Origin of the sequence: Aequorivita xiaoshiensis (assembly GCF_022008395.1) — a bacterium.
GTDB classification, from domain to species: domain Bacteria; phylum Bacteroidota; class Bacteroidia; order Flavobacteriales; family Flavobacteriaceae; genus Aequorivita; species Aequorivita xiaoshiensis.
This window is the reverse complement of the sequence record NZ_JAIRBB010000010.1, coordinates 20,717-44,931: the sequence shown is the minus strand read 5'-3', so window position 1 is coordinate 44,931 and position 24,215 is coordinate 20,717. Positions and strand designations below refer to the sequence as shown.

Here is a 24,215-nt window from a genome sequence, read left to right as displayed (position 1 = left end):
ATTGGGCGCAAGGGTTCAAGGTTCAAGTACTCCCACCTGTTATTTTTTCCTGCATTTTTCACATATTCCTTTCAAAACCAAGTTCACATCGTTCACTTCATAATCGTCTGGCAGGCTTTCTTCCGATATTTTATTTGGTAAACAGATGGTTTTCCTACAAACGGTACAATGAAAGTGCATATGTAAATCTGTACCGTATTTACCTTTGGCATTTTCATCAGAAATCGCATATTTTGCCACTCCTACACCATCATTAATCTGATGAATCAACCCTTTATCCTCAAAAATCTTGAGATTGCGATAAAAGGTAGTTCTGTTTGCTGTTTTATTGGTTTCGCTCTTTTGAACAAACGCCTTTTTCAAATCGGAAAAGGACATGGCACTTTGTTTCCTTTTCAGGAACTTGTATATCTTCGACCTCATTTGAGTAGGTCGAATCCCTCGGTTTAAAAGTGTTTTTTCCGTCTTTGTCATTTTTAGCATTGATTCAAAAAGCAATCTTTTTTACTAAATTTATTTTTTATACGCTAAAAGCCTTAAGGCATTGAATACCACAAGTAGTGTTGAGCCTTCGTGGACTACCACCGCAATACCGATATTGGCAAGCCCAAAAATGGTTGAGGGTATAAGCAGGGCAACAATACCAAGACTGACCCAAAGGTTTTGCTTGATAATGGTCTTTGCCTTCCTGCTCAAACCTATGGCAAAGGGCAGGGTTTCCAGTTTATCGGCCATTAGGGCAATGTCAGCTGTTTCCAATGCCACATCACTGCCCGCTGCACCCATTGCGATACCTACGGTGCTGTTTGCCATTGCAGGGGCATCGTTCACACCGTCGCCTACCATTGCGACTTTGGATTCCTGTTCTTTTAATTTTTTAATGGCATCTACCTTTTCCTCTGGCAACAGGCTTCCCCAGGCATCGGTCAACCCAATTTCTTTAGCAACGGCATCGGCAACCTTTTGATTATCGCCAGTTAGCATTATCATCCGCTTAATACCGATTTCCTTTAATTTTTTAAGGGTTTCCTTGGCCGCTTCCCGTGGGGTATCCATCAGGGCGATGATACCTATATATTCTTTGTTCCTTCTTATGAGCATTGTGGTATTTCCACCACCTTCAAGTTCTTTTACTTTATTCGATATATCTTCGGATGGTTTTGCTTCATCGAGGTCTTCATACAAGTCAAGGTTTCCTATATAGATTTTATCCTTGCCCAAAGAAGCTTTGATACCTTTTCCGAGAACCGCTTCCAAATCTGACGCATCGGTAATATCAGTACCTTTCAGACGCTCTTTCCCATCCCTTACGACGGCTTTGGCCAAAGGGTGGTCGCTCAAGTTTTCAACGGCAACGGCTATCTTTAACAGTTCATTTTCTTCAATATTCCCCAGTGGTACTACTTCGGTAAGTTTGGGCTTGCCTTCGGTAAGTGTGCCCGTTTTATCAAAAGCCAAAGCGGTAATGACCCCTAAATCCTCAAGCGGTCGCCCACCTTTGATAAGTACACCGCCCCGTGCTGCCCGTGCCACACCGCTTAATACCGCACTTGGTGTTGAAATGGCGAGTGCACAAGGGCTGGCGGCTACCAATACTGCCATTGCACGGTAAAAACTGGCACTAAACGGTTCATCAATGACCAAAAAGGCAAAGAGTAGGATACCAACCAATATCAGTACGGATGGTACAAAGTATTTTTCAAACTTGTCGGTCAAAAGTTGGGTGGGGGATTTTTGGGTCTGTGCCTCGTTGACCAATTTGACCAGTCGGGACAGCGTAGAGTCTTTGGCTTCTTTGATTACCTTTATTTCCAAAGTATTATTACCGTTGATAGTTCCGGCAAAAACGCGGTTTTCGTCCTTGATATCATCGTCTGCCGAATAGTCCTTGCCCGTATCTTCCACAGGAATTTTGTCCACAGGTACACTTTCCCCTGTGATAGGTGCTTGGTTGACACTGCTTTTTCCATTGACCACAACACCATCGGCAGATATTTTACTGTTGGGTTTGACCACAATGATATCGCCTATACTTAATTTTTCAATCCCGACTTCTTCTGTCTTACCATCTTTTTTCAGCAATGCTGTTTTTGGTGCTAAATCTGCCAGTGCCGCAATGGACTTTCGGGCCTTTTCCATTGCATAATGTTCAAGGGCGTGCCCCAAACTAAACAGGAACAATAACAATGCACCTTCTGCCCATTCTCCCAGAATGGCTGCACCAATGGCGGCAACCAGCATTAAGAAGTCAATTTCAAAACCGCCTTTGGCAACCGTCTGTACTGCTTCCTTGGCCGTAAAGAAACCACCGAAAAAGTAAGCACCAATGTATAAAGTAAGACTGACCCAATCTGGGATGGATTCCACATAGGAAAGGCCGAAACCTATTCCGAGAAGTGCCCCACAGATAATGGAAAAAATAAGCTCCGTATTTTTACCGAAAATACCACCGTGGGCGTGCTCTTCTCCTTCCTCGTGGGTCTCGCCTTCTTTGTGCTCGTGTCCCTCGGTGGAAGTTTGCTCTTTAGTCTCTTCCTTCTTTGAACGCTCTTGTTTTTTGGATGCTTCGGTGTAATCATTTTCGTTTGAAGCACTGCGTTGAACCTGAAGGTCTTCCTTTTCAATTTGTTTGCTTATTTCATCAAAATTTGTTTGCTTTTTATCAAACTCAAGTCGTACCATTCCAGAGCCTGAAACGGAAGCTTCCAAAACTCCATTGATTGCCAAAAGGCTTCTCTCTATGGAACGAGCCTGTCTTGTGTGTCTGATTCCTTTAACTTCAATGAGCAAATGCCCGTATTTTTCGGTAATCTCGGCACCAGTACTTTCGGCGAGGGATTGAATGCGGTCAATGGAAATGATATCTGGGTCATAATGAAAACAGAGCTTTGGCACATCAGCTCCGTTTGCATCGGCAATGTGCACTTTTTCGATGCCCTCTTTAGCTTGTAGTTTTTGAATAAGCCTTTCAACACAAGAATCTTTTTCGTTAGGAACTTGCGGAAGGATGACCGGTATTTTTAGTTGTAGTTTTTCCATTTTTTATTTTTATTTTATCCACTCTTTGGCATCGTCTTTTTCTTCGGTCTTATAAAATTTTATATGAGCTTCTGAAAAAGGAAGCAATACCTCGGTAAATTGCTCTTGCCATTTAACGCTGCCCACCAAAGCAACTCGCTTTAAATGCTTTTCATTCGGAAGGTATAATTCAATTCCCTTCCAGTATGTCTCTGCTGCCCAACCTTCAAAATTTTGCATTTCAATGTACCAGAACACTTCCTGATATGCATTTATGTGTTCTGTTAAGACCGGTATCAAGTTTTCATAATCCTTGGCATCCAGCTTATTCTCTGCTACCATATATACAGTAGCCTCTTTTTTATAGATTGTTATCATTGCTCACTATTTATAAATGATAATTGAATTTAAAAACCAAACGTTTAATCCAAATTGCCACTGCATTTTTCGCAAATACCCTTTACCACCAAGTTAATGTCCTCCGTGATATAGCCATCAGGCAAGTTGATGTGAGGGATTTTATGCTCTGTTAAACAGACCGTTTCATTACAATTGTTGCAATGAAAGTGCAAATGAAGGTCGTTGCCGACCTCGCATTCACAATTTTCTTCGCAAAGGGCGTATTTTATAACCCCTGTCCCATCCTCGATTTGATGCACAATCCCTTTTTCTTCAAACGCTTTCATAGTCCTAAACAGGGTACTTCTTTCACTGATCTTAAAATCTTTTTCCAAATCGCCAAGGCTGATGGCAACATTCAACTCTGCCAACCGCTTATAGGTCATAAGGCGCATAGCTGTAGGTCGTATTCCTTTGCTTTCTAAAAATTGAACTATTTTTTCCATTTGTTTAGAAAGAGAATTACAGGTCGTAACGTTTTAAGGAATCTCCTGTTTTAATGTGAAACGCATCTTCTATATTAGCTATATAAATTATACCATCTCCAGGCCCGTCGGTTTTGGCGTTGGCTATAATTGTTTCAATGGCCGCTTGGGCTTCCTCATTTTGACAGACCAATTCCAATTTGACCACTGGACTATCTGTTACGTGAAAATCCAGCGACGGTCTGGCACCTTTTGCCTTGAACGCGCCCGTGCCTTCTGCTTGTGAAAGGGTCATACTTTCAAATCCATTGTCAGAAAGTGCTTCAATGACTCTTTGGATTCGGTTCGGTTTTATAAATGCTTTTATTTCTTTCATATTATTAACTTTTTAAATTTTTAATCAATTTTGAACCGAGTCTGTTTTATAATTTTTAACTAACTAATTAAGACGATAAACAAACTCGGAATCAAAACCTTTGATTATTATTGAATTAATGTCCGTGTTCCAGTTCGCCCTTTATCATTTCAGAAGACAGGTTATAAGCTCCGTTTATGACCACTTTGGCATCGGTTGAAACTTCGGCAGGCAGATTGACTTCAACAAAGCCTAAATCAGTAATACCAACCGTTACGGGTATCATTTTGAATTTCATTTTGCCTACTTCCATTTCCTCATCTTCATCCAAGATAAAAATAAAGGATTGCTCGCCTTCCTTTATAATGGCGGCTTCCGGAACGGCAAAACCCTTTTTCTCGCCCTGCACTATGCGCCCTTCTACATACATACCTGGCAAAAGATTTTTATCCTTGTTTTCTATATCAGCAAGAACTTCTATGGCTTTTGGGTCTGTCTCAAAAGTTTTACCTATAGACCGAACGGTTGCTTTAAGCAGTTCATCTGGGCGAGAGGCCGTGGAAAAATATATCTGTTGTCCTTTCTGGATTTGCTTTATGTCCTTTTCATAGACTTTGAAGTTTACATAAATTTTTGAATTATCGCTTATCGAGAACATTTTGGATTGTTGTGCCACGTAATCGCCAAGGCTAATCATTACTTCATCCACATAACCACTTATGGGTGTGGTAATGGGAACTGCGGAATATATCTGTCCTTCCGCCACTTTTTCCGGATTAATCCCCAACAACTTCAATTGGGCCCTCAAACCATTGACGCTGGATGTTGTGGAACGAAATTTTGATTGAGCCATTTGAAATTCCTTTCCCGAAGAAACGCCTTTGTCATAAAGCGTCTGCTTGCGTTCAAAATCCTGTTTCAAAAAGACCAGTTCGTCATTTTTTTCCTGATAGTCCTGTTGCATTGCAATGATATCCGGGTGTTCTATATATGCCAGCACTTGACCTTTGCTTACGTTATCTCCGGGTATTACTTTTATGGCACTCACATTTCCACCAACAAACGGGCTTATGTTCGCCTTGTCCTGTGGGAAAAGCTCCAGCGTTCCCGTTACCTTAATGTTGTTCCCTAAATTGCGTTCCTCCAAAGGTTTCATTTCCAAACCTATGGTTTCGGCCTGTTGCTTTGTAAGTTCCACAACGCCTTCTTCCTCGCTGTGACCTTCTTCTTCTCCTTCATTGTGGCCTTCATCGCCGTGTGCATCTTCCCCAGCTTCATTGGTTTTTGATACGCCTTCGGCTTCGTTATGCCCAAGTTCAGATTTTGGGGCATCATTACAACTCATAAACATAAGTGTAAATAATACGGTACTTACTAATAATATATTCTTCATTTTTCTTTTTTTAAGATTATAAATTGCCCAATTGATATTGTATCTCAATGGATTGTTGGTTAAACTGGTTTATGTATTGCAAATGGTTTTGTTTTATCCTGATGGCACTGTTGAGAATTGTGATATAATTGACATAATCTATTTCGCCTTCCTTGGATGCCAATTGCGCTGTGGTAATTTGCTGTTCTGCCAACAATAGTGCGCCTTCTTTATAATATTGCAAGGTCTTCTTAGTTTTTTCGAGGGATTTGGTCAATTGCGACACGCGACTTTCTGTAACCGCCTTTTGCTCCAAATATTGATTCTCTGCTACCATTGCGTCTGCCTTTGCTGCTTTTACCCTTGACTTCTGCGGAAAAAACCATAGCGGAATGCTAATACCCGCCTGATAGGTGTTGAAGCCTGAAACATCATCTACAACCTGCCTGCCATACGATAAGCTGAATTTCGGCAGGAATTGTGATTTCTCAACACCCACATTTGCCTTGCTTACTTCGGCATTTTGCAACGCATATTGCAACATTGGGTTATTGGCCACCGAAGTGGAATCTAACATTGCCATAAAATCCAATGTTTTGTATGGTTCACTAATCGTTTCAATGGATTCATCCGTTCCCAAATATTGTTTTAAGGCACGTTTGGCTATTTCAATATCATCAAAGGCTTGTTGCCTTAATACTTGAATCTGTTGAAATTCTGAAGAGGCTGAAATAAATTCCAACTTACCTGTTTCTCCCGTATCATACCGAAGTTGGGCAGCGGTCTTAAAATTGGTATAAATACTGTCCAATTGGTCTGCAAAACGCAATTGTGCCTTGTAATAATTAATTTGGTCATACGCCTGCATCACATTACGCACCAATTGTTGTTCACTGGCCACATAAAACTTTTCTCCCAAGGCAATACGCTCTTTGTAAAACTTCGATTTTGAAAAACCGGAAAGCAAATCAATGTTGCCCTGTTGCACACCAACGGTTGTCTGCACTCCAGGAAGATTATTTCCATATTCTTCTTTGCCCGTGAAAACTTGAGTGCTACCAAGGTCAAAACTCGTTCCCTTTAGTGCCTTTTCCCGTTCAATAAATGCTTGGCTCTCTTTAAGTGATGGATAATTCTGTTTAGCCATAGCAATAGCCTCATCAATGGTCAAGGTCTTTGGGATTGTACCATCTTGATTGGTGTCTTGGGCAAATGAAGTACCAGAAGCCATCAAACCTCCAACCATCAATAATACGGTTACAATATTGGTTGATTTTTTAATATAACTTACATCTCCACCATTGTCCTTCTTTTCTTTTCGGGATTCCAGCCAATAGTAAAGAATAGGAATAACCACCAAGGTCAAAAATGTTGCCGTAAGCATTCCTCCAATGACTACTGTTGCCAATGGTCGCTGTACTTCTGCACCACCAGAGGTGGAAACCGCCATTGGGATAAAGCCCATAATTGTGGTAATGGCAGTCAATAAAATGGGACGTAAACGTTCGTGCGTAGCTTCGTATATACGTTTTTTTAAATCTGTCATTCCACTTTCTTTTAGTTCATTGAATTTGTTTATGAGTATCAGACCGTTTAAAACCGCTACTCCAAAGAGTACGATAAACCCGACCCCTGCCGAAATACTGAAAGGCATTCCACGGATCAACAAAATGAAAACCCCGCCTATTGCCGCCAAAGGCACTGCCATATAAATCATCAAAGCCTGTGAAAATGAATTTAAAGCGAAATAAAGCAGGATAAATATTGTTAGTAGAACGATGGGCACTACTATCATCAATCGGTCTGATGCACGTTGCAGGTTTTCAAATGACCCTCCATAAGTGACGTAATAACCTGGTGGCAGTTCCACTTCCGTTTCCAGTTTTTGCTGAATTTCCTCGACCATCGATTTTACATCGCGTCCACGAACATTTACACCCACAGATATACGACGCATAGTGTTGTCTCTTGAAATTTGCATTGGCCCAGCTTTATAACTGATATCCGCAACTTCCTTTAGAGGCACTTGAGCACCGTTCGGCAGGTCTATGTAAAGGTTTTTTAAGCTATTGATGTCTTGCCTAAAGTCCTCTGCCAACCTGATAACCACATCAAAACGCTTTTCGCCTTCAAAAATCACACCTGCCTTTTCGCCTGCAAAGGCGGCACTTACATAATCATTCAATTTATCCACGGTTACACCGTATTGTGCCATTTTTGCCCGGTTATACACCACTGTCATTTGTGGCAAACCGCTTGTAGCTTCTACATTGAGGTCAGCCGCTCCGGGAACGGTTCTGATGACCGCTGCGATTTCCTGTACCTTGTCTGCCAAAACGCCTAAATCTTCTCCGTACAGTTTGATTGCCACGTCCTCACGAACCCCTGTAAGCAATTCATTAAAACGAAGTTCTACAGGTTGGGTAAACACGAAATTTACGCCGGGAACTACTGAAATTTTTTCCTGTATTTTTTCTATTAGTTCTTCTTTACTATCTGCGGAAGTCCATTTACTCTTATCTTTTTCAAGAATAATATAACTATCGGCAATATCCATAGGCATCGGGTCTGTCGGTATTTCGGCCACACCAATCCTAGAAACTACTGTTTTTACTTCCGGAAACTCATTGATTAACTTCTGAAGTTTCTCTGAAGCCTCAATAGATTCTGTAAGACTGCTCCCCGGTTTTATCAATGCTTGAAATGCAATATCGCCTTCATCAAATTTAGGGACAAATTCTGCTCCCATATTGCTGAAAATAAATCCTGAAATCAAAAGCAAGGAAACCGCGCCTATAACCACACCTGCCCGAAAGCGAAGTGCAAAATTTAATATAGGCAGATAGATACGATTCAGAACATCCATAATTTTATCACTGAACCTATCAATCTTGTTTTCAAACTTGGCGAACCAACTATTTTGATTTTTAGCAGGTTTTAAAAATAATGATGACATCATTGGCACGTAGGTAAGACAAAGGATGATAGCGCCTAAAACGGCAAAACCAAATGTAAATGCCATTGGCCGGAACATTTTCCCTTCCACACCGGTCAAAAAAAGAATCGGTGTAAAAACTATAAGAACAATTAGTTGACCGAAGAAGGCAGAATTCATCATTTTACTTGAAGAATCATAGGCGATTTCATCCATTTCAGCTTGGTTGATGGCGGTTGTGGATTTTTTCATCCGTTGATGAATGTGGAAAACCGCTCCTTCCACGATAATCACCGCTCCATCTACAATAATTCCAAAATCGATCGCACCCAAGGACATTAAATTTGCCCAAATGCCAAATTGTTTCATCAAAATAAATGCAAATAATAGACATAAAGGGATTATCGAAGCTGCTATCAAGCCACCACGGAAGCTTCCCAAAAGTAAGACCAAAACAAATATGACGATTAGGGCTCCTTCTATTAGATTGTTTTTAACGGTACTTGTGGTTGCCTCAATAAGTTCACTTCGGCTTAAAAAAGCATCAATATAAACACCTTCCGGCAGGGATTTTTGAATTTCTACAATACGCTTTTCCACATTTTCAATCACGTCGCCTGGGCTTTCGCCTTTCAGCATTAAAATTTGTCCACCTACGGATTCGTGACCGTCTTGGGTAAATGCACCATAACGCACTTGGTTTCCGTAGCCCACTTTTTCGGCAACGTCCCTTACCAAGACAGGGCTTCCATTTTGAGTGGTCACAACCGTGTTTTCCAAATCGGCGATACTTCGAGCCAGCCCTTCGCCACGGATAAAATTGGCTTGGTGGTTTTTTTCAATGTAAGCACCACCGGTATTAGCATTGTTCACTTTAAGAGCTTCAAAAACCTGATTCATTGTAATGCCAAAACTTTTTAGTTTATCAGGATTTATGGCAACTTCATATTGTTTTACATAACCTCCAAAAGCATTGACCTCGACTACGCCTGGCACTAAAGCCATTTGGCGTTTTACAATCCAATCTTGGATGGTACGAAGCTCCATTGCGTCATATTTGTCTTCATAGCCTTCTGTCACTTTTAAGGTATATTGAAAAATTTCGCCCAGACCTGTTGTTATGGGTGCCATAAAAGGTGTGCCAAAACCTTCGGGGATTTCTCCGGCAACTTCGGTTAATTTCTCCTGTACCAATTGCCGTGGCAGATAAGTGCCTGCCTCGTCCTTAAAAACAATGGTAACCACGGACAGCCCAAAACGGGATACTGAACGCAGCTCGATGACGTCAGGAAGATTGGCCATTGCCAATTCTACGGGATAGGTAACAAATTGTTCTATATCTTCTGTCCCCAAGTTTGGGGCCACGGTTATTACCTGTACTTGGTTGTTTGTTATATCGGGTACAGAACCCAAGTTTATAGTGGCCATAGACCAAATGCCCGTACCAACAAGTGCCACTATAAATAAGCCAATAATAAATTTATTATTAATGGAAAATGAAATGATTTTGTTAATCATAGAAAATGTATTAATTCAGTTTAAAACTTACGATGCGAATAGATGCAACGCATTTATAAAGCAATGCCTATCTTGAGAAGCATCACGTTAGGATATAGCTATCCTTAAAAAAACTGAATTATACTCGCGGGGGTTGGAAGAGAGATTCCAGATATCTGGAATATAAGTTAACTGTATATAAATTGAACGGCTCTTTATCTTCAAACTTTAGTCGATTGATTAGGGCCGAATTGTTGTTCGTAATAAATAACACTAAAGGATGACAACATTGATGATGGGAATGAACTGGTGTATTCTCCTTATCTGGGTTATTATGATGCCCTTCATTTTTTGCATCATTGTCAATGTAATCTTCAACTACATATTCAAGGAAAGAGTCGCCATACATTTTATGGTCTTGATAATGGGTAATGATGTTTGAAATTTCTTTTATTGGTCCACAAAAGTCCATATCAAGGCTAATTCCCTGAAAAAAGAATAAAATAGACATTGATATGGAAAAGAATAGTTTCATAATTTCTACAAATGTACAAATAATTACGTGCAAAGGTTGTGCAATTATAATGATACTCAGGAGTTGAAATAGCAAGTGTGGCCCTGAATGAATTGTAGTGCAACGGAAATGAATGGTGGGCTACTCTTGCTGCGCGTTGCTGGAAGTGGGTGATTGTAGAGAATGAGGCACGAATGAGTAAAACAAAGCGACTGAAGGCAATTGGTGGAAATCATACAGATGCTGGTGACGACCATTATGGGTTGATCACATATAGGATGCGGAGCAAGTTATAAGTATTTAAATGTTGACAATCATTCAGCAAACAGGAGAGGATTGCCAACAGTTAAACACTCCAAAATAATCATTATGAGATAATTGAAATAAAAATATTACTTTTGAAGATCGGGATTAGTGCTTTTCATAGGATACATTGTTATGAACCCGTTGGGTGAAACTATTTAGTTGAATAAAACAAAAAAAAGATATTGGTTAATATACTGAAATTCAGTATATTAAAGTCGCTAAACAAACCCAATATCCATGTCAAATATAGCTGGCGCTAGTTTGCTTAACCCTCCACTCACATTATTTTTTAACGCAAACTTCGCTTAGGCCATTAAAAAATAAAAAACCTTAACGCAAGGTGCCATATTATAAAATCTCTTAAACCCTTTGCTATTATTGGCGTGTCATTCGTTTTAATTAATTTAATCGGACACTAGTAAAAAAAATTATAAAAAGTTAAAGTTATAATAGGAAGCTAGACATAATTGCAGTTTCTTTCTCACTAATATTTTATATCTTTTCTCGGTAAAATCCAAGTATTGATGCGTACCGTTTTCCTTACCCTTCTCCTTATTTTAGTTGACCATTCTGTATGGGGAATACAAAATTTCGATTTAAAACCTTTGGAAGGCACCAAAAAAGTGTGCCAACAATTAATTGATGAGGCTGTAGAAGATACCAATCGACATAATGATGTAATTGCATTCGAAAAACTATTAAAGGCGCAACTCATTGCAGAAGAAAATCAATGGGATGATAAACTTTGGCAAATAAAAAATCAGATTGGGCTATTATATCGCTATAATTCACATTATGGTGAAGCGATAGCATATTTTCATGAAGCTTATAACATTACACAACAACAACAAAATCTATCAGTTAAAGGAATTCATCCATTGATAAATATAGGAGAATTATATTTTAAAGAAAACAAAACCACTGATGCTTTAAAATATCATCTTAAAGCTGAAAACCTTGCAAATTTTCATAAGATTGAAGATGAAGATACAAGGAATGTTATTATTAATAATATTGCTGTAGCGTATTCTAGACTTGGAAACCCTAATAAAAGTTTGAATAAATTACTGGAAGTAAAAAAATATGGGATTAACCACCAAACCAACTTCTTTGGAAGAGCGACCTATATAAGTGTTTTAATGAAGACCAAACAGACAAAACTTGCCAATACTCTGGCAGAAAAATTATATATTGATTTTAAGGCTGGAATATTTAAGGAGTATCGAAACGAATGTGTTACTTGTATGTACAAACTTTTAACAGCTATTCATGAGCAAAATGGAGAAATAGATCTTGCTATCTTATATGCAAATAAGTCCGTAAGAGCAGCTGATGAGTTGATTGATTACATTTCTTTATATAAAAAAATAGCAGAACTTTACGCACAAAAAAATGAATTTAAAAAAGCATACCAGTATAGAGACTCTGTTATAAAAACAAAAGATTCATTTTCAGCTTCAGTAAACAGAAAGCTTTATGAGATAAGCAAAGTAAAATTTAAAGTCCAAGAATATCAAAGCGAATTGATCGCTAATAAAAAAGAGCTGAGTTTTAAAAAAGAACAACACCAAAAGGAAAGAAGCTTTTTTATTTTACTAGTATTACTTGGTATTGTGCTTCTTATTTCAATCTATAAAGGTTTTCAAAATAGGACTATAAAGCAAAAGCAACAGTCAGAGATCACTTCATTAGCTTTAAAAGAAGCAAAGCAAGAGCATGCATTGGCGGAACAGCAATTAGAGACAAATAAACTAAAACAAGAAAAACTAAAACACGAGATTGCGGAAAAAAATAGAGAACTCTCTGCAAAAGCCCTCTATCTTTCAAATAGAAATGAACTTATCCAGGAAATTATTGATTCCTTTGAATCCAATAATACAATAAAAAATAATAAAGAAGCAATCAAACATATAAAAGCCATTAAAAGCTTTTTAAAAACAGATATGCAACGGGACGATTTTATAAAACATTTTGAAAAGGTTAACCCGAACTTTATTAAACGCTTAAAAGAAAAACATCCCGAACTCACGGCAAATGATATACGTTTTATGTGCTATATTTATATGAATTTAAGTATAAAAGAAATTAGCATTATTTTAAACATTACTTATGAGGCGAGTAAAAAAAGAAGGCAGCGTATTGTTGAGAAAATGAATTTGAACAAAAGCATTTCCTTATTTAATTACTTACTTAAAGTATAGCCTGCATAAATACTTACCTTTTATTCTTCCAGTCCCTTTTTTTCAAGCTTATGTCCCCTTTTTTCCGTCTATTCTTAGGACTGAAAAGGTTCTTTATTTGGAAATTGCCATTCATGTTAAACAAATTATTACTAAAACTGATTTTTCTATTTTCTCTGTTTTTTGTTCACTCACGTGTCAGAAATTGAATGGACAAATACCGCTGGCGAAAGTTTAGAATGTATTATTTGTAATACTGGTTTTTTTAATTTTTTTGTGATAAAAATTTATTTTTAACCTTTAATGTTAATTAAAAACAATTTTAAAATGCAATTACACTTATTTAGTTTTCAATCATCTCTTAATTACTTTAAAAATTTTGTAATATTATTAGGTATATTTCTCATATCACCAATTATTGTTAATGCACAATCAATAGATTTTGAAGAAGTCATAGGAACGTCTTTTGTTGGAGTAAGTGTCGGCGATATATCTTTTGCAGATATTGATAATGATGGTGATCAAGATTTCCTCCTCACTGGTGAAGATAATAATGAAGAAACAGTGACTAAGCTATATGCTAATGATGGCACAGGTAGTTTTACTGAAATAGCTAATATTCCTTTCGACCCAGTTAAATTTAGTAGAACAGAGTTTATGGATATAGATAATGATGGAGATCAGGATTTATTGCTTACAGGTGAAAACAGTGCTTTCGAAGCTATTACTAAGCTCTATATTAACGATGGTACTGGAAATTTTACTGAAGTAATAGACACACCCTTTGTCGGAGTTTCTAGAGCAACTATCAATTTTGCTGATGTTGATGGAGATGGCGATCCAGACGTACTGATTACGGGACAGATTGCGCCGCTTCAAGGAGTTACAAAATTATACATCAATGATGGAACAGGAGCTTACTCTTTAGATTCGGGAACATCATTTGAAGATGTTGCTTTAAGTTCGGTTGCTTTTGCCGATGTGGATGGAGATGGTGATCAAGACTTTGTTTTAACTGGGCTTAATAGCACCTTTACAGGAACTACAAATTTATATGTTAATGATGGATCAGGTAATTTTAGTTTAAGTACAGAGAGCCCTTTTATACCTATATATTTAGGTTCTATTGCTTTTGCAGATATTGATGGAGATAATGATCCAGATTTGCTCATAACTGGACAGGATCCTGATACGCAACGTATTTCAGTATTATATTCTAATGATGGTGCCGGCAATTTTAGTGAGGTGACAGGGACAAATTTCGAAGGAGCTCAATTTAGTACTACTACTTTTGTAGATGCAGATGAGGACGGAGATCAAGATGTTATCATTACCGGTCAAAATAATGCTGGCCCAGTATTTACAAGCTTTTATGCCAATGACGGAACAGGAACTTTTAGCGAGATTAATAATTTACCCTTTGAAAATTTAGGATTTGCTGCAGTACAATTTTCAGATTTGGATGGAGATGGAGATCAAGACGTGATTTTAGCAGGACAAAGGGATGGGGTTAAGACTACGAAATTGTACAAGAACAATTTAATAACATGCCCAGCTCCAGAAAACTTTACGATTCTTAACATTACAGATACAACAGCAGAGTTTAGCTGGGATGCCATTGGTAACACAGTAATTGGCTATATACTTTCTGTATTTAATGAAGGCGATGACCCTGATGTTGACACCCCTATTTATACGGAGTATCTTCCGGCAGGAATTACAACGGGAACCGCTACTAATCTTATCGGATCTTCCAACTATGATGCCTATATTTCAGCAGATTGTGATGCCGACGGTTTTTCCTCTAGGCTTAAAATCACCTTTGAAACAGAAATGACGACACCGATTTGTGGCGATACTTTTTTTGATACAGGAGGTTCTAACGGATCTTATCAAAATAATGAAGACTATTCATTCTTGATCTCACCCGAGACATCAGAGAATATCGTTAGCCTTGATTTCACTTTCGTCGATATAGAATCAAACGACTTCTTACGGATCTATAACGGTATCGATACTATGGCTCCAGAGTTAACGGGTGCTGATGGTGTACGAAGTCCAGGGATTTTTACAGCAGATAATCCAGATGGGAGTCTGTTCGTAACCTTTGTTTCCAATGCGACCCTTACGGGAGAGGGTTGGGAGGCTAATGTGGTGTGTACAACTCTTGGTGTTGATGAATTTAGTAATGCTGGTTTAGTTCTCTATCCTAACCCTTCAGGCACTAATGTATTTTTAAACTCACAAGAAGTTATAGATAATATAGAACTTTATAACTCTTTGGGTCAAAGGGTATTTATGCAAAAACCAAAAAGCCAATATGTGACGTTAAATGTTTCTGACCTTAGTCAAGGTCTATATTTCATTCAAATTACAATTGACGGAAAGACCTTTTCAGAAAAGTTAATTAAAGAATAAAAAAACAGTTAAATTATTAATTTTAATTCAAATTTATGAGATCTTTTTATACAATAATTACGTTATTCTTATTTACTCCCTTTTTCTCATTACTTGCTCAAGGCTCTCAAGATGGAAGTCAAGTTGTTCATATATATGAAGAAACCGCTATTTCTATACCGCCGATGCCGGAATTCTCTCCAAGTATATCCCACTTAAATTCTGGTGATTTAGTTGAGGGCGATACATTTGGTCAATTTAAATTTTCTCCGGATGGCACTCAAATTTGGACAGTAAATAGATCTACTAATAATGTTACTGTTATAGATGTTGACAGTCGTGATATAATTCAAAATATCGAAGTTGGTGAATTTCCCTTCGGAATAGATTTTTCAGATGAATATGCCTTGGTAACTTGTAGTTTGAGTAATGAGGTATATGTTATAAATATTTCAGATTTTTCAGTGCAAACCATTATTCCAGTTTCTTCCTATCCGGCCCCAGTTGAAATTAGCAGAGTAGGAAATATTGCAATTGTTGGTTGTGATACAGATGATGTTGCAGAAGTAATAAATTTGAATACCCTCACCGTAATAAATACCATTTCTAATTTTCCTGTTGCTATTCATTTAAATTCAACTGCTTCAGGCCATAACCGTAAGGTAAACTCTTATAGAAATTTCAAGATTACAGATGACGAGGAGTTTGTGGTTAATGGAGCTTCTTCAGATGGTTTAAAGTTTTTTGATATTGACACCGGAGCTGTTACTGCAACTATTGTAGAGGCAAAAGATACAAGGCAACTTGCCCTAAGTGGAGACGGGACTAAAATTGTGGGTTATGAGACAATGGATGATGTGGTTACACAAGTAGATGTAGCTACTCAATCCTTTACAAAACAAGTTTCTATACCACAAGGTGTTTCGTTTACATTTGGTCCAGCCGCAATTAATATGGATGGAAGCAAAGCATTGGTTGCAACATCACAAAATAGTTCGGCACTGATAGATTTTGAAACAGAAACTTTTGACTTTATAAATTTAAACAATAGACCAAACTGGCTGGCAAGTACGAATAATGGGGAAACATTTGTTGCAGGAGGTTCGATTTTAAGTACTATTGATTCAAATACAGGAACTATTTTAGGAACTCTCTCAAATGAACAAATACAGCTTGGGGCTATAAGCGCCAATGGCACAGTTGCTGCCTCTACACCTTTATTTTTTGAGTGGATTAATTTTTATGACCTTTCTACACCTTCCCAAATAACAAAAGAAGGTAAACAATTTACTGGGTCTGAGCTTGAAGCAGATGTACCTTCCCTTGTTAAGTTCACCCCAGATGGGTCGAAAATAATTACAGCAAATTCTCTTTCTGGTAGCGTGTCAATTATAGATGTTGAAACTGAAACACTTGAAAGTATTATTGATTTAAATACGTATAGTGTAGCTAGTCTCGATATTACCTCAGATGGCAATTATGCCGTAGTACCGGACAGGATTAATGACGAGGTAGTTATCATTGATCTTCAAACTGCTGAAATAGTAGCTACTGTTAGTAGTGGCGGGAGTGGACCAAACCAAGTTTTTATCCTTCCAGGTGATGATATTGCTTACGTAAGCAATGTAGCAGGTGTAGGAGGTGTTGATAATATTGGAGTAATCTCTTTAGATGGAACGAATAGCTCTTTGATTTCTACTTTTAGTACTGGAAAAGCAAGTTTATATTTTTATAATTATTACGTTTTACATGGTTCATTTGAAATCACACAAGATGGCCAGTATGGTTTACTTGCAGCAGGTTCTTCTAATGAAATTAATATTATTGATCTTAATTCTCACACTATCGTAAATACAATATCAGTCGCAGAGTACCCGTTACACATTTCTATTACCAAAAACTCTTCCTTAGGTGAATTTGCAGCTGTTACCTTAAAGTACAGTGATGAAATTGCAATTTTAGAAAAAAGTGATGGTATTTGGAGTTTGTTAAATAAATATTCTTCAGCAGCTGGTCCAACGCGTATTGAATATGACCCTCACAGTGAGTCATTTTGGGTAACTTCTAGAGAAGATCAAGTTATACAGAGATTTTCAATTAGTGATCTTGAGTTTGTAGAGGATATCAATTATGCACCTTCAGACCCTATTGCAGTTCGGGTTGCAAAAGATTTTAACAGGAAATTTACTATTACAAACCAAAGGTTTAGTAATGGAGAAAATATGCTAGAAGTTAACACAAGTGGATCTTTAGAAGAATATTCGCTACCAACATTAGCGTCCCATTATTTCGACATTTCTTCAGATGGAAAAATGGCAGCAATAGGTCAGTTTAATATAGACCAAGTAAGTCTTTTTAAAGATACTGAATTAGGAGTCCAGCAGATAACGATTAATAATACATTAAACCCCTATACTGTTTATCCAAATCCAGTAGATGATCATATTAATTTTAAAAACACCTATGGAAAGTTACCAAATGGTAATATTGAGTTTTTTCTATATGATAGTTTAGGAAAACTGGTGAGTAAGTCCCAGGTGGAGGGAAAGTCCTTGTTTTCGATCCCGAGAAGTCAAACACTTAAGGGTGGATTATATACATATAAACTAAAAAATTCTTCTCAAATTATCCAAAACGGAAAATTAATTTTAAAGTAAAAAATAAATATTAATTAATAGTAACTTAAGACACTATCCCGCTAAGTGTGTAAGTTTAAAATAACAGGGGTTGGACTTTTTTAAAGTCTGACCCTTTTTTCATAGATCGTTAGGAACTGATTTAAAATAATACCCCAATTCCTGATAGGCATAGTCCATTTTTTGGTTGCTTCACGCACTGCCAAATATACGGATTTCATCACGGCGTCGTCCGTTGGGAAGGAAAGTTTGTTCTTAGTGTACTTTCTTATTTTCCCGTTCAGGTTCTCTATCAGGTTTGTGGTGTATATGATCTTCCGGATCTCCAAGGGGGAACTCATAGAACACCATGAGCTCTTCCCAGTTGTCCCGCCAGCTCTTTATGGCATAGGAATATTTTCCGTCCCATTTTTGGGCAAAATCCGCTAAGGCCATTTTGGCGGCATCTTGGTTGGGCGCATTATATATATGCTTCATGTCAGCGGTAAAGGCTTTTTTATCCTTCCATACAACGTACCTGCAAGCATTCCTGATCTGGTGGACCACGCATATTCCTTATGTGTACCAATGAACCGAATGTAAAGCTTCTGTTCATTAAACGAAACTATAGCAACAAGCCTATAATCATTTCCTTTAATGTTGAATACATATCTATGGTTACCTACATAATCAACACTATTAAAAGTTCTTTTTAACTCATTTAGGTTCTTCCATTCATTTGCTGTAATTGTGTGATACCAGAAATTTAAAGGTGTTTCAGAATCAGCGTGTTTTTCTGAAAATACTTTAATTCTCTTATAAGTAACAATTCGCTTGAAAATTAATTTAATACAAAAATACTATTTAGTTTTGTATTTTGTAATTTTATTTTGTTTAAAGTAAAATGGATTACTCCATTACTTTTCGTTTAATCTGATTTTACTTGACTTTTTAGGGATTTCTCATTTTTTAAAATTTAATTTTATTTACCAATCCCTCTCTGCTTGGTTTAAGCTATCATAAATAGCATTTGGGTAACTGAAATAAAACCGTCTACTTCTTTTGTGAATGATGTATAATAATGTTCCTGTTCCCCAAACTCCTCAATAACCTCATCAGGTACTAATCTGTGATTTATCCTTGATAGGGTTTCATCTTCTACGCCTGCCTGTTCGGCAGACAGGTTGGTAAAGTAGAGTGTTAGTTCTTCCTGTGGATGATTAAAGGTTAGGATGTTGAAACAGTGATTTTGCATAATGGTATAAGGCTTTTATTTATTCACATTCGAGCTATTTTGATTGTTTTGTTGATTCCATATTTTATCAAATACGAAGTCTAAATATTGACGTTTAAAGTCAGGGTCGTCAGTAAATTTCTTGTACAAGTCTGTATACTGAAATATCACATCTTGCATTAAGTCTTCTACCTTTTTATCAGAAGTGATTTTGGCGTTTTGTTTGTCGCTATTCTTTACTGCATTAACTGTATCTTCATCACGAGCAAAGTCTGCTGGTAATTGCTCAAACAAAAAGTTTTTCACCTTATCATCATCTGTCCAATTATCAATACCAAACTTTGTATTAAAGTCGTTTATAATAGCATCTAATTCATTAAATCCAAGTTCACCCTTTTTACCTTTCATTACAGGCGGTGTAGGGTCTAATTCCTCTTCTCCCTTTAATTTAATATCTTCTTGTGTAGTACGAGTAAGTCTATAGCTATCTAAATCTATAGCTTCTAAAATTCCCTTAGCTAAATCTTCAATTTCTTCAGGTTTTATTTTTGGTATGAGAAATTTTAAAAACCAATATAATCGTTCCCAATAAGCATTATTAAATGATAACAACTTTGAGAGAAAAGCATAGGTTCTAAAAAATGATTTTGCTTTTACATAAAAATCAATTTGAGCATCTTCTCCCAATTCATTTTTAAACTCTGCTACGCACTTATCAATAATAGGGTCTAATTCTTGTCTGCCGGCTTCTTTAAAGTATAAATCTGTAAAATTTACAACATCATCTTGAGAGTACACTTGTGCATTGTCTAAAGCATCTTGTAAGTCGTTTAGCTTATTAGCATCTGTTTCTTCACTTAAAATAGTTGTGGTATAGAATGGTTCAAATGCTTTTTTAATATCTTCTGTTGAGTTGAAAAAATCCATTACAAACGTATCTTCTTTATACGGTTTGTAAGCTCTGTTTAATCTTGATAAAGTTTGTACCGCTTGAACATCTGCCAATTTTTTATCTACATACATTGTATGTAAAAGAGGTTGGTCAAAACCAGTTTGAAATTTATTAGCTACAATTAAGAAACGGTACTCTTTTTTCTTAAACTCATTAGGAATATCATTACTTGGGAAACCGTTTAATTTAGCTTCATCTACATCTTCACCATCTAATTCTTTTGTGCCTGAGAATGCAACAATAGCTTTGTAAGGCGAATTGATTTCTTTTAAATATTCTTTAAATGCGAGGAAATATTTGATAGCGTTATTGATGCTTTTACAAACTACCATTGCTTTGGCTTGTCCGTTAATCTGTTTTCTAATATCCGTATGAAAATGGTCTAACATTACTTTGGACTTTTCCATAATAGAAAACGGATGACTTTCTACATACGCCCTTAATTTCTTATTTGCTTGACGTGTTTCAAATTCTGGATTATCTTCTACTGCTTTATCTAATTTGTAGTAAGATTGGTAAGTCGTATAATTTTTAAGGACATCAAGGATAAATTCTTCCTCAATTGCCTGTTTCATTGTATACGTATCAAAAGCCTTAAATTTTCCTTCTGCTGTTTGCGTACCAAAAGTTTCTAAGGTTTTGTTTTTAGGGGTTGCTGTAAAGGCAAAGTAACTCCCATTTTTAAGCATCTTGCGACTTTCAATCAATTCATTGATAACGTCTTCAGATGTTGGTGGCTCTTGTTCTTCTCCGTAAGGCGTTTCTTTTTCAGACAATACCCAGTTCATTTTACTGGCTGTTTCTCCACTTTGACTACTATGAGCTTCATCAATAAGTATAGCAAATTTTTTAGCTTGTAGAGTTCCTATTTCATCTATGATGAAAGGGAACTTTTGAACGGTGGTAACAATAATCTTCTTACCATCTTCTAAGGCTTGTTTGAGTTGCCGACTTCCTTTGTCTATCGCTTCTACAACACTATTTACTTGAGCAAATTGCTTGATGTTATCTCTAATTTGTTTGTCTAAAACTCGTCTATCGGTTACTACAATAACACTATCAAAGACAGCTTCTGTATATTCTGTATTATGAAGACTGACTAATTGATGAGCTAACCAAGTAATAGAATTTGATTTACCTGAACCTGCTGAATGTTGTATCAAGTATTTTTGACCTACTCCGTTTTCTTTAGCGTGGTCTAATATGGTTTTAACCGCTCTTAATTGGTGGTATCTCGGAAATATCAATTTCCGTTTTATTTTGCCTGTATCTTCATCTTTTTCCTCAACTATTTGAGCATAGTTTTCAATGATATTACTAAAACTTTCTTTAGTTAATATGTCTTTCCAGAGGTAATCTGTTTTTAGACCATTTGGATTTAATGGATTTCCAGCACCATCATCATTTCCTTTATTGAATGGTAAAAAGAATGTTTTAGTGCCACTCAAATGGGTTGTCATATACACTAAGTCTGCATCTACAGCAAAGTGTACCATACATCTGCCAAATGTAAATAAGGCTTCTTTTGGGTCTCTATCGTTTTGATATTGACGAATGGCATTTTTTACATTTTGTCCTGTCCATTGATTCTTTAATTCTAAAGTACTTACTGGTAATCCGTTTATAGAAATTACCATATCTAATGAATTGCTATTGGCTAAACTGTAATATAACTGACGAGTAACTGAAAAGATATTTGCTTTATATTGTTTTTGGGCTGTTTGGTTTAAATGTGATGTTGGCTTTTTGTAGTAGAGTTGTACTCTAAGGTCTAAATCTTTAATACCGTTACGTAAAATTTCAATTATTCCTTTTTGTCTTATTTGGTCTGTTAACCTCTTAACAAACTTTTCTTCACCTCTTTTTAGAATGGTATCGTAAGCAAGTGGCTGTGTTTCTTTAATGAACTCAAAGAGCAATTTTTTATTAATGCAAAGGTCTCTGTCGTAATCTGCACTATAACTTTGGCGGTAGCCATTATTTTCTATCAAGTGTTTTTCTATGACAGTTTCTAAGCCTTTTTCTGATGTATCGGATGTTTGCATATTAATGAAATTTATAATGGCCTTTACAAGCAACAAAAATTACCGTGTCATTTTCTAAAAAATAACTTAGCCTATCGCCATCAGGATAAGTATTGGTAATGCGTTTTGATGCTTCTTTTCCGTTGTATTTTAAATTTTCTGTTTGCCCCATACCTCCTGTAAAAGGATGAACCTCTACATCTTTCATTAATAAAAGAGTATATCTAAACAGCTCTATATTATTTTCTCTCCAATACAACAATTCAGCTAAAAAAGCATCTGTAAGTTCTACTCTGTATTTTGAATATGACAAATACTTAATTACCATCTCTTTAGAATTTATAGAATTAGACATTACGTTATCTGTCCATTCTACTATTTCATCTTCTTTTAAGTCGGTTTCTAAACAAATATTGTAAGCTGCAAATTCTAAGTTTTCGGGTTCTGAAGTGTTCGTTTTGATAATATTAATTTTTCTTTTTTGCCAAAAAATATCAGAATTAAAACTTAATGTTATTGTTGATTTTATATGAGCAATAGGAAGCCCCAATGGACTTTCTTTTGTGGGAACATTATCGTGTGCAATTGTATAATCACTTTCTAAAAATGTTTCTAATTCTTTATCATTTAAATCATCTGCAAAAGGTTTGCGAAAAAAAGAAAGAATGGTATTTTTTAATGTTGAATTACTAACAGTCGAGACCCATTCAAAAAACTTTTTATCCGCAGTAATATCCTGTTCTGCAAAGTTTGAATGAAAACGTATGGTTTTAAAACCAAAGGTTTTATTAGCCTCTTTAAAACACTTCAATAATTGATTAAACCTTGTTTCTGCTTCATTATTACTACTCGCTATTGGATAATATGAAAGCTCATTGCATATTAATTCCATAGTTACAAGAGTTTTAGTAATTGCGTTCCCCATTCATCTAAAAGTCCTTCAGGTTCATCACTCAAAGTACCATTTATATCCAATTTTAATTTATGAATATTTGTATAAGATTCTTTCTCGTTTGTAGTTTTATCGAAATATAAAATATTGACATTTTCTTTGTCTATATTTTCTTCTTTAACTGCAACTCTAATTCCGTTAAGGATATGGTCACTGTGTGTTTCAACAAAAATTTGAGCACCTGTTTGGGCTGCTAAAGCTATAAGTTTACCTAATTCTGCTTGACCTCTTGGGTGTATATGGCTTTCAGGATTTTCAATTACTATAATTTTACCTTCTTCTACTGTTAGTAAAGCTAAAACAATAGGAAGCACATAAGAAATTCCAAACCCAACATTTTTTGGTCTAAATGAATTAGTCTTATTGCCAATTATATCAAATTGATAATCTAAGATTACCTTGTTTGCCTCTGGAACATATTTTGTATTTAATGACACTCCTGGAGAAATCTCTTTTAACCAAGCATTAATTTGAGCATTTAGACTTTCGGATTTTGCTTTTGGATGCTGTAATAACTCTTTTACTTCATAACTTGCTCCAAAAACATTAATAAAATAAGCTGCATACTCACCTAAAAGTCCTAACTGTTTTTTGTCTGATACAACAACACTTGATGCATCATATAAATCTTTTGGTCCTATGCGGTCTGCACTTATATATTGAAAGACTTTAGTTTCATTTCTAAAGAATTGCATCTCGTCTTTTGTAAAGCCATTTTCTGCTGTTAATTTATCTCTATCTGTGTGATAATTAAATTTCCAACTAAATTTATTATCGTTTTGAAATTGAATACCAAATTCTATATGGTCTTCTGTAGCATATTGATAAAGAGCATCTCTACCTTGACCAATTTGGGCCAATATACCATTAAGGTCTATAATCCTGTTTTCTAATTTATCACTCTGCATTAGTAAAAGAATCATTTGTAGAAATGAACTTTTACCCATACCATTTAAACCCATTAAAAGATTTAGGTTTTTAGTATCGGTAGAAACATTCTTTAATGATTTAAAATTTTTTATATCTATATGTGTTATCAT

General features: G+C 36.3%; 16 protein-coding genes and 1 pseudogene. 3 read left to right on the top strand and 14 right to left on the bottom strand.

Going from position 1 to position 24,215, the window contains the following annotated elements:
• Positions 1-39 precede the first annotated feature (39 nt).
• The 8 genes from K8344_RS10970 to K8344_RS10935 form a co-directional block, all read right to left on the bottom strand.
• Positions 40-474 carry a Fur family transcriptional regulator gene (locus tag K8344_RS10970; RefSeq protein WP_237608731.1) on the bottom strand — a complete coding sequence of 145 codons (435 nt, stop codon included), beginning with the start codon at positions 472-474 and terminating at the stop codon, positions 40-42.
• Between the two features lie 39 nt (positions 475-513).
• Entirely contained in the window at positions 514-3,039 is a 2,526-nt protein-coding gene (locus K8344_RS10965; RefSeq protein ID WP_237608730.1) for a heavy metal translocating P-type ATPase, read from the bottom strand.
• Positions 3,040-3,048: 9 nt separating this feature from the next.
• Positions 3,049-3,396 carry a SpoIIAA family protein gene (locus K8344_RS10960; protein ID WP_154192127.1) on the bottom strand — a complete coding sequence of 116 codons (348 nt, stop codon included), beginning with the start codon at positions 3,394-3,396 and terminating at the stop codon, positions 3,049-3,051.
• Positions 3,397-3,440: 44 nt separating this feature from the next.
• Positions 3,441-3,863 (bottom strand): Fur family transcriptional regulator, encoded by a 423-nt coding sequence (locus K8344_RS10955; RefSeq protein WP_154192128.1) that lies wholly within the window; start codon positions 3,861-3,863, stop codon positions 3,441-3,443.
• Positions 3,864-3,879: 16 nt separating this feature from the next.
• Positions 3,880-4,218: a P-II family nitrogen regulator gene (locus K8344_RS10950; protein WP_076547108.1), complete on the bottom strand. Its 339-nt coding sequence runs from the start codon at positions 4,216-4,218 to the stop codon at positions 3,880-3,882.
• A 115-nt stretch (positions 4,219-4,333) separates the two neighbouring features.
• On the bottom strand, positions 4,334-5,590 hold the full coding sequence (locus K8344_RS10945; RefSeq protein ID WP_154192130.1) for an efflux RND transporter periplasmic adaptor subunit: 1,257 nt from the start codon (positions 5,588-5,590) through the stop codon (positions 4,334-4,336).
• A gap of 16 nt (positions 5,591-5,606) precedes the next feature.
• Positions 5,607-10,022, bottom strand: coding sequence for a CusA/CzcA family heavy metal efflux RND transporter (locus K8344_RS10940; RefSeq protein ID WP_237608729.1), 4,416 nt, complete (start codon positions 10,020-10,022; stop codon positions 5,607-5,609).
• A gap of 118 nt (positions 10,023-10,140) precedes the next feature.
• Positions 10,141-10,473, bottom strand: a complete 333-nt coding sequence (locus K8344_RS10935; RefSeq protein WP_237608728.1) for a hypothetical protein — start codon at positions 10,471-10,473, stop codon at positions 10,141-10,143.
• An 869-nt stretch (positions 10,474-11,342) separates the two neighbouring features.
• On the opposite strand from K8344_RS10935, the gene K8344_RS10930 reads away from it, so the two are divergent.
• From K8344_RS10930 to K8344_RS10920, 3 genes are all read left to right on the top strand, one after another.
• Positions 11,343-13,022, top strand: a complete 1,680-nt coding sequence (locus K8344_RS10930; RefSeq protein WP_237608727.1) for a tetratricopeptide repeat protein — start codon at positions 11,343-11,345, stop codon at positions 13,020-13,022.
• Positions 13,023-13,328: 306 nt separating this feature from the next.
• The gene (locus K8344_RS10925; protein WP_237608726.1) at positions 13,329-15,419 is read left to right on the top strand and encodes an FG-GAP-like repeat-containing protein; all 2,091 of its coding nucleotides are present in this window, start codon (positions 13,329-13,331) and stop codon (positions 15,417-15,419) included.
• Between the two features lie 35 nt (positions 15,420-15,454).
• Complete coding sequence (locus tag K8344_RS10920) at positions 15,455-18,055, top strand: T9SS type A sorting domain-containing protein (RefSeq protein WP_237608725.1); 2,601 nt, start codon at positions 15,455-15,457, stop codon at positions 18,053-18,055.
• A gap of 80 nt (positions 18,056-18,135) precedes the next feature.
• On the opposite strand, the pseudogene K8344_RS10915 reads toward K8344_RS10920, so the two are convergent.
• The 6 genes and pseudogenes from K8344_RS10915 to K8344_RS10890 all read right to left on the bottom strand — a co-directional run.
• A pseudogene (locus K8344_RS10915) lies at positions 18,136-18,586 on the bottom strand (transposase); the annotation flags it as partial.
• Positions 18,508-18,762, bottom strand: coding sequence for a type II toxin-antitoxin system HigB family toxin (locus tag K8344_RS10910; RefSeq protein WP_237608788.1), 255 nt, complete (start codon positions 18,760-18,762; stop codon positions 18,508-18,510). The gene K8344_RS10910 and the pseudogene K8344_RS10915, both read right to left, overlap by 79 nt.
• A 260-nt stretch (positions 18,763-19,022) precedes the next feature.
• Complete coding sequence (locus K8344_RS10905; RefSeq protein WP_237608724.1) at positions 19,023-19,268, bottom strand: hypothetical protein; 246 nt, start codon at positions 19,266-19,268, stop codon at positions 19,023-19,025.
• 15 nt (positions 19,269-19,283) lie between these two features.
• A complete protein-coding gene (locus K8344_RS10900; RefSeq protein WP_237608723.1) occupies positions 19,284-22,244 on the bottom strand; it encodes a type I restriction endonuclease subunit R in 2,961 nt (986 codons plus the stop codon).
• 1 nt (position 22,245) lies between these two features.
• A complete protein-coding gene (locus K8344_RS10895) occupies positions 22,246-23,115 on the bottom strand; it encodes a type II toxin-antitoxin system YoeB family toxin (protein ID WP_237608722.1) in 870 nt (289 codons plus the stop codon).
• Between the two features lie 2 nt (positions 23,116-23,117).
• Positions 23,118-24,215 (bottom strand): AAA family ATPase, encoded by a 1,098-nt coding sequence (locus K8344_RS10890; RefSeq protein ID WP_237608721.1) that lies wholly within the window; start codon positions 24,213-24,215, stop codon positions 23,118-23,120.

What these genes read in the sequence shown, in the direction of transcription:
- K8344_RS10895 (WP_237608722.1), bottom strand. Translation starts at nt 23,115, where the DNA reads ATGGAATTAATATGCAATGAGCTTTCATATTATCCAATAGCGAGTAGT.
- K8344_RS10960 (WP_154192127.1), bottom strand. Translation starts at nt 3,396, where the DNA reads ATGATAACAATCTATAAAAAAGAGGCTACTGTATATATGGTAGCAGAG.
- K8344_RS10925 (WP_237608726.1), top strand. Translation starts at nt 13,329, where the DNA reads ATGCAATTACACTTATTTAGTTTTCAATCATCTCTTAATTACTTTAAA.
- K8344_RS10890 (WP_237608721.1), bottom strand. Translation starts at nt 24,215, where the DNA reads ATGATAACACATATAGATATAAAAAATTTTAAATCATTAAAGAATGTT.
- K8344_RS10905 (WP_237608724.1), bottom strand. Translation starts at nt 19,268, where the DNA reads ATGCAAAATCACTGTTTCAACATCCTAACCTTTAATCATCCACAGGAA.
- K8344_RS10940 (WP_237608729.1), bottom strand. Translation starts at nt 10,022, where the DNA reads ATGATTAACAAAATCATTTCATTTTCCATTAATAATAAATTTATTATT.
- K8344_RS10920 (WP_237608725.1), top strand. Translation starts at nt 15,455, where the DNA reads ATGAGATCTTTTTATACAATAATTACGTTATTCTTATTTACTCCCTTT.
- K8344_RS10970 (WP_237608731.1), bottom strand. Translation starts at nt 474, where the DNA reads ATGACAAAGACGGAAAAAACACTTTTAAACCGAGGGATTCGACCTACT.
- K8344_RS10965 (WP_237608730.1), bottom strand. Translation starts at nt 3,039, where the DNA reads ATGGAAAAACTACAACTAAAAATACCGGTCATCCTTCCGCAAGTTCCT.
- K8344_RS10955 (WP_154192128.1), bottom strand. Translation starts at nt 3,863, where the DNA reads ATGGAAAAAATAGTTCAATTTTTAGAAAGCAAAGGAATACGACCTACA.
- K8344_RS10900 (WP_237608723.1), bottom strand. Translation starts at nt 22,244, where the DNA reads ATGCAAACATCCGATACATCAGAAAAAGGCTTAGAAACTGTCATAGAA.
- K8344_RS10945 (WP_154192130.1), bottom strand. Translation starts at nt 5,590, where the DNA reads ATGAAGAATATATTATTAGTAAGTACCGTATTATTTACACTTATGTTT.
- K8344_RS10950 (WP_076547108.1), bottom strand. Translation starts at nt 4,218, where the DNA reads ATGAAAGAAATAAAAGCATTTATAAAACCGAACCGAATCCAAAGAGTC.
- K8344_RS10935 (WP_237608728.1), bottom strand. Translation starts at nt 10,473, where the DNA reads ATGGACTTTTGTGGACCAATAAAAGAAATTTCAAACATCATTACCCAT.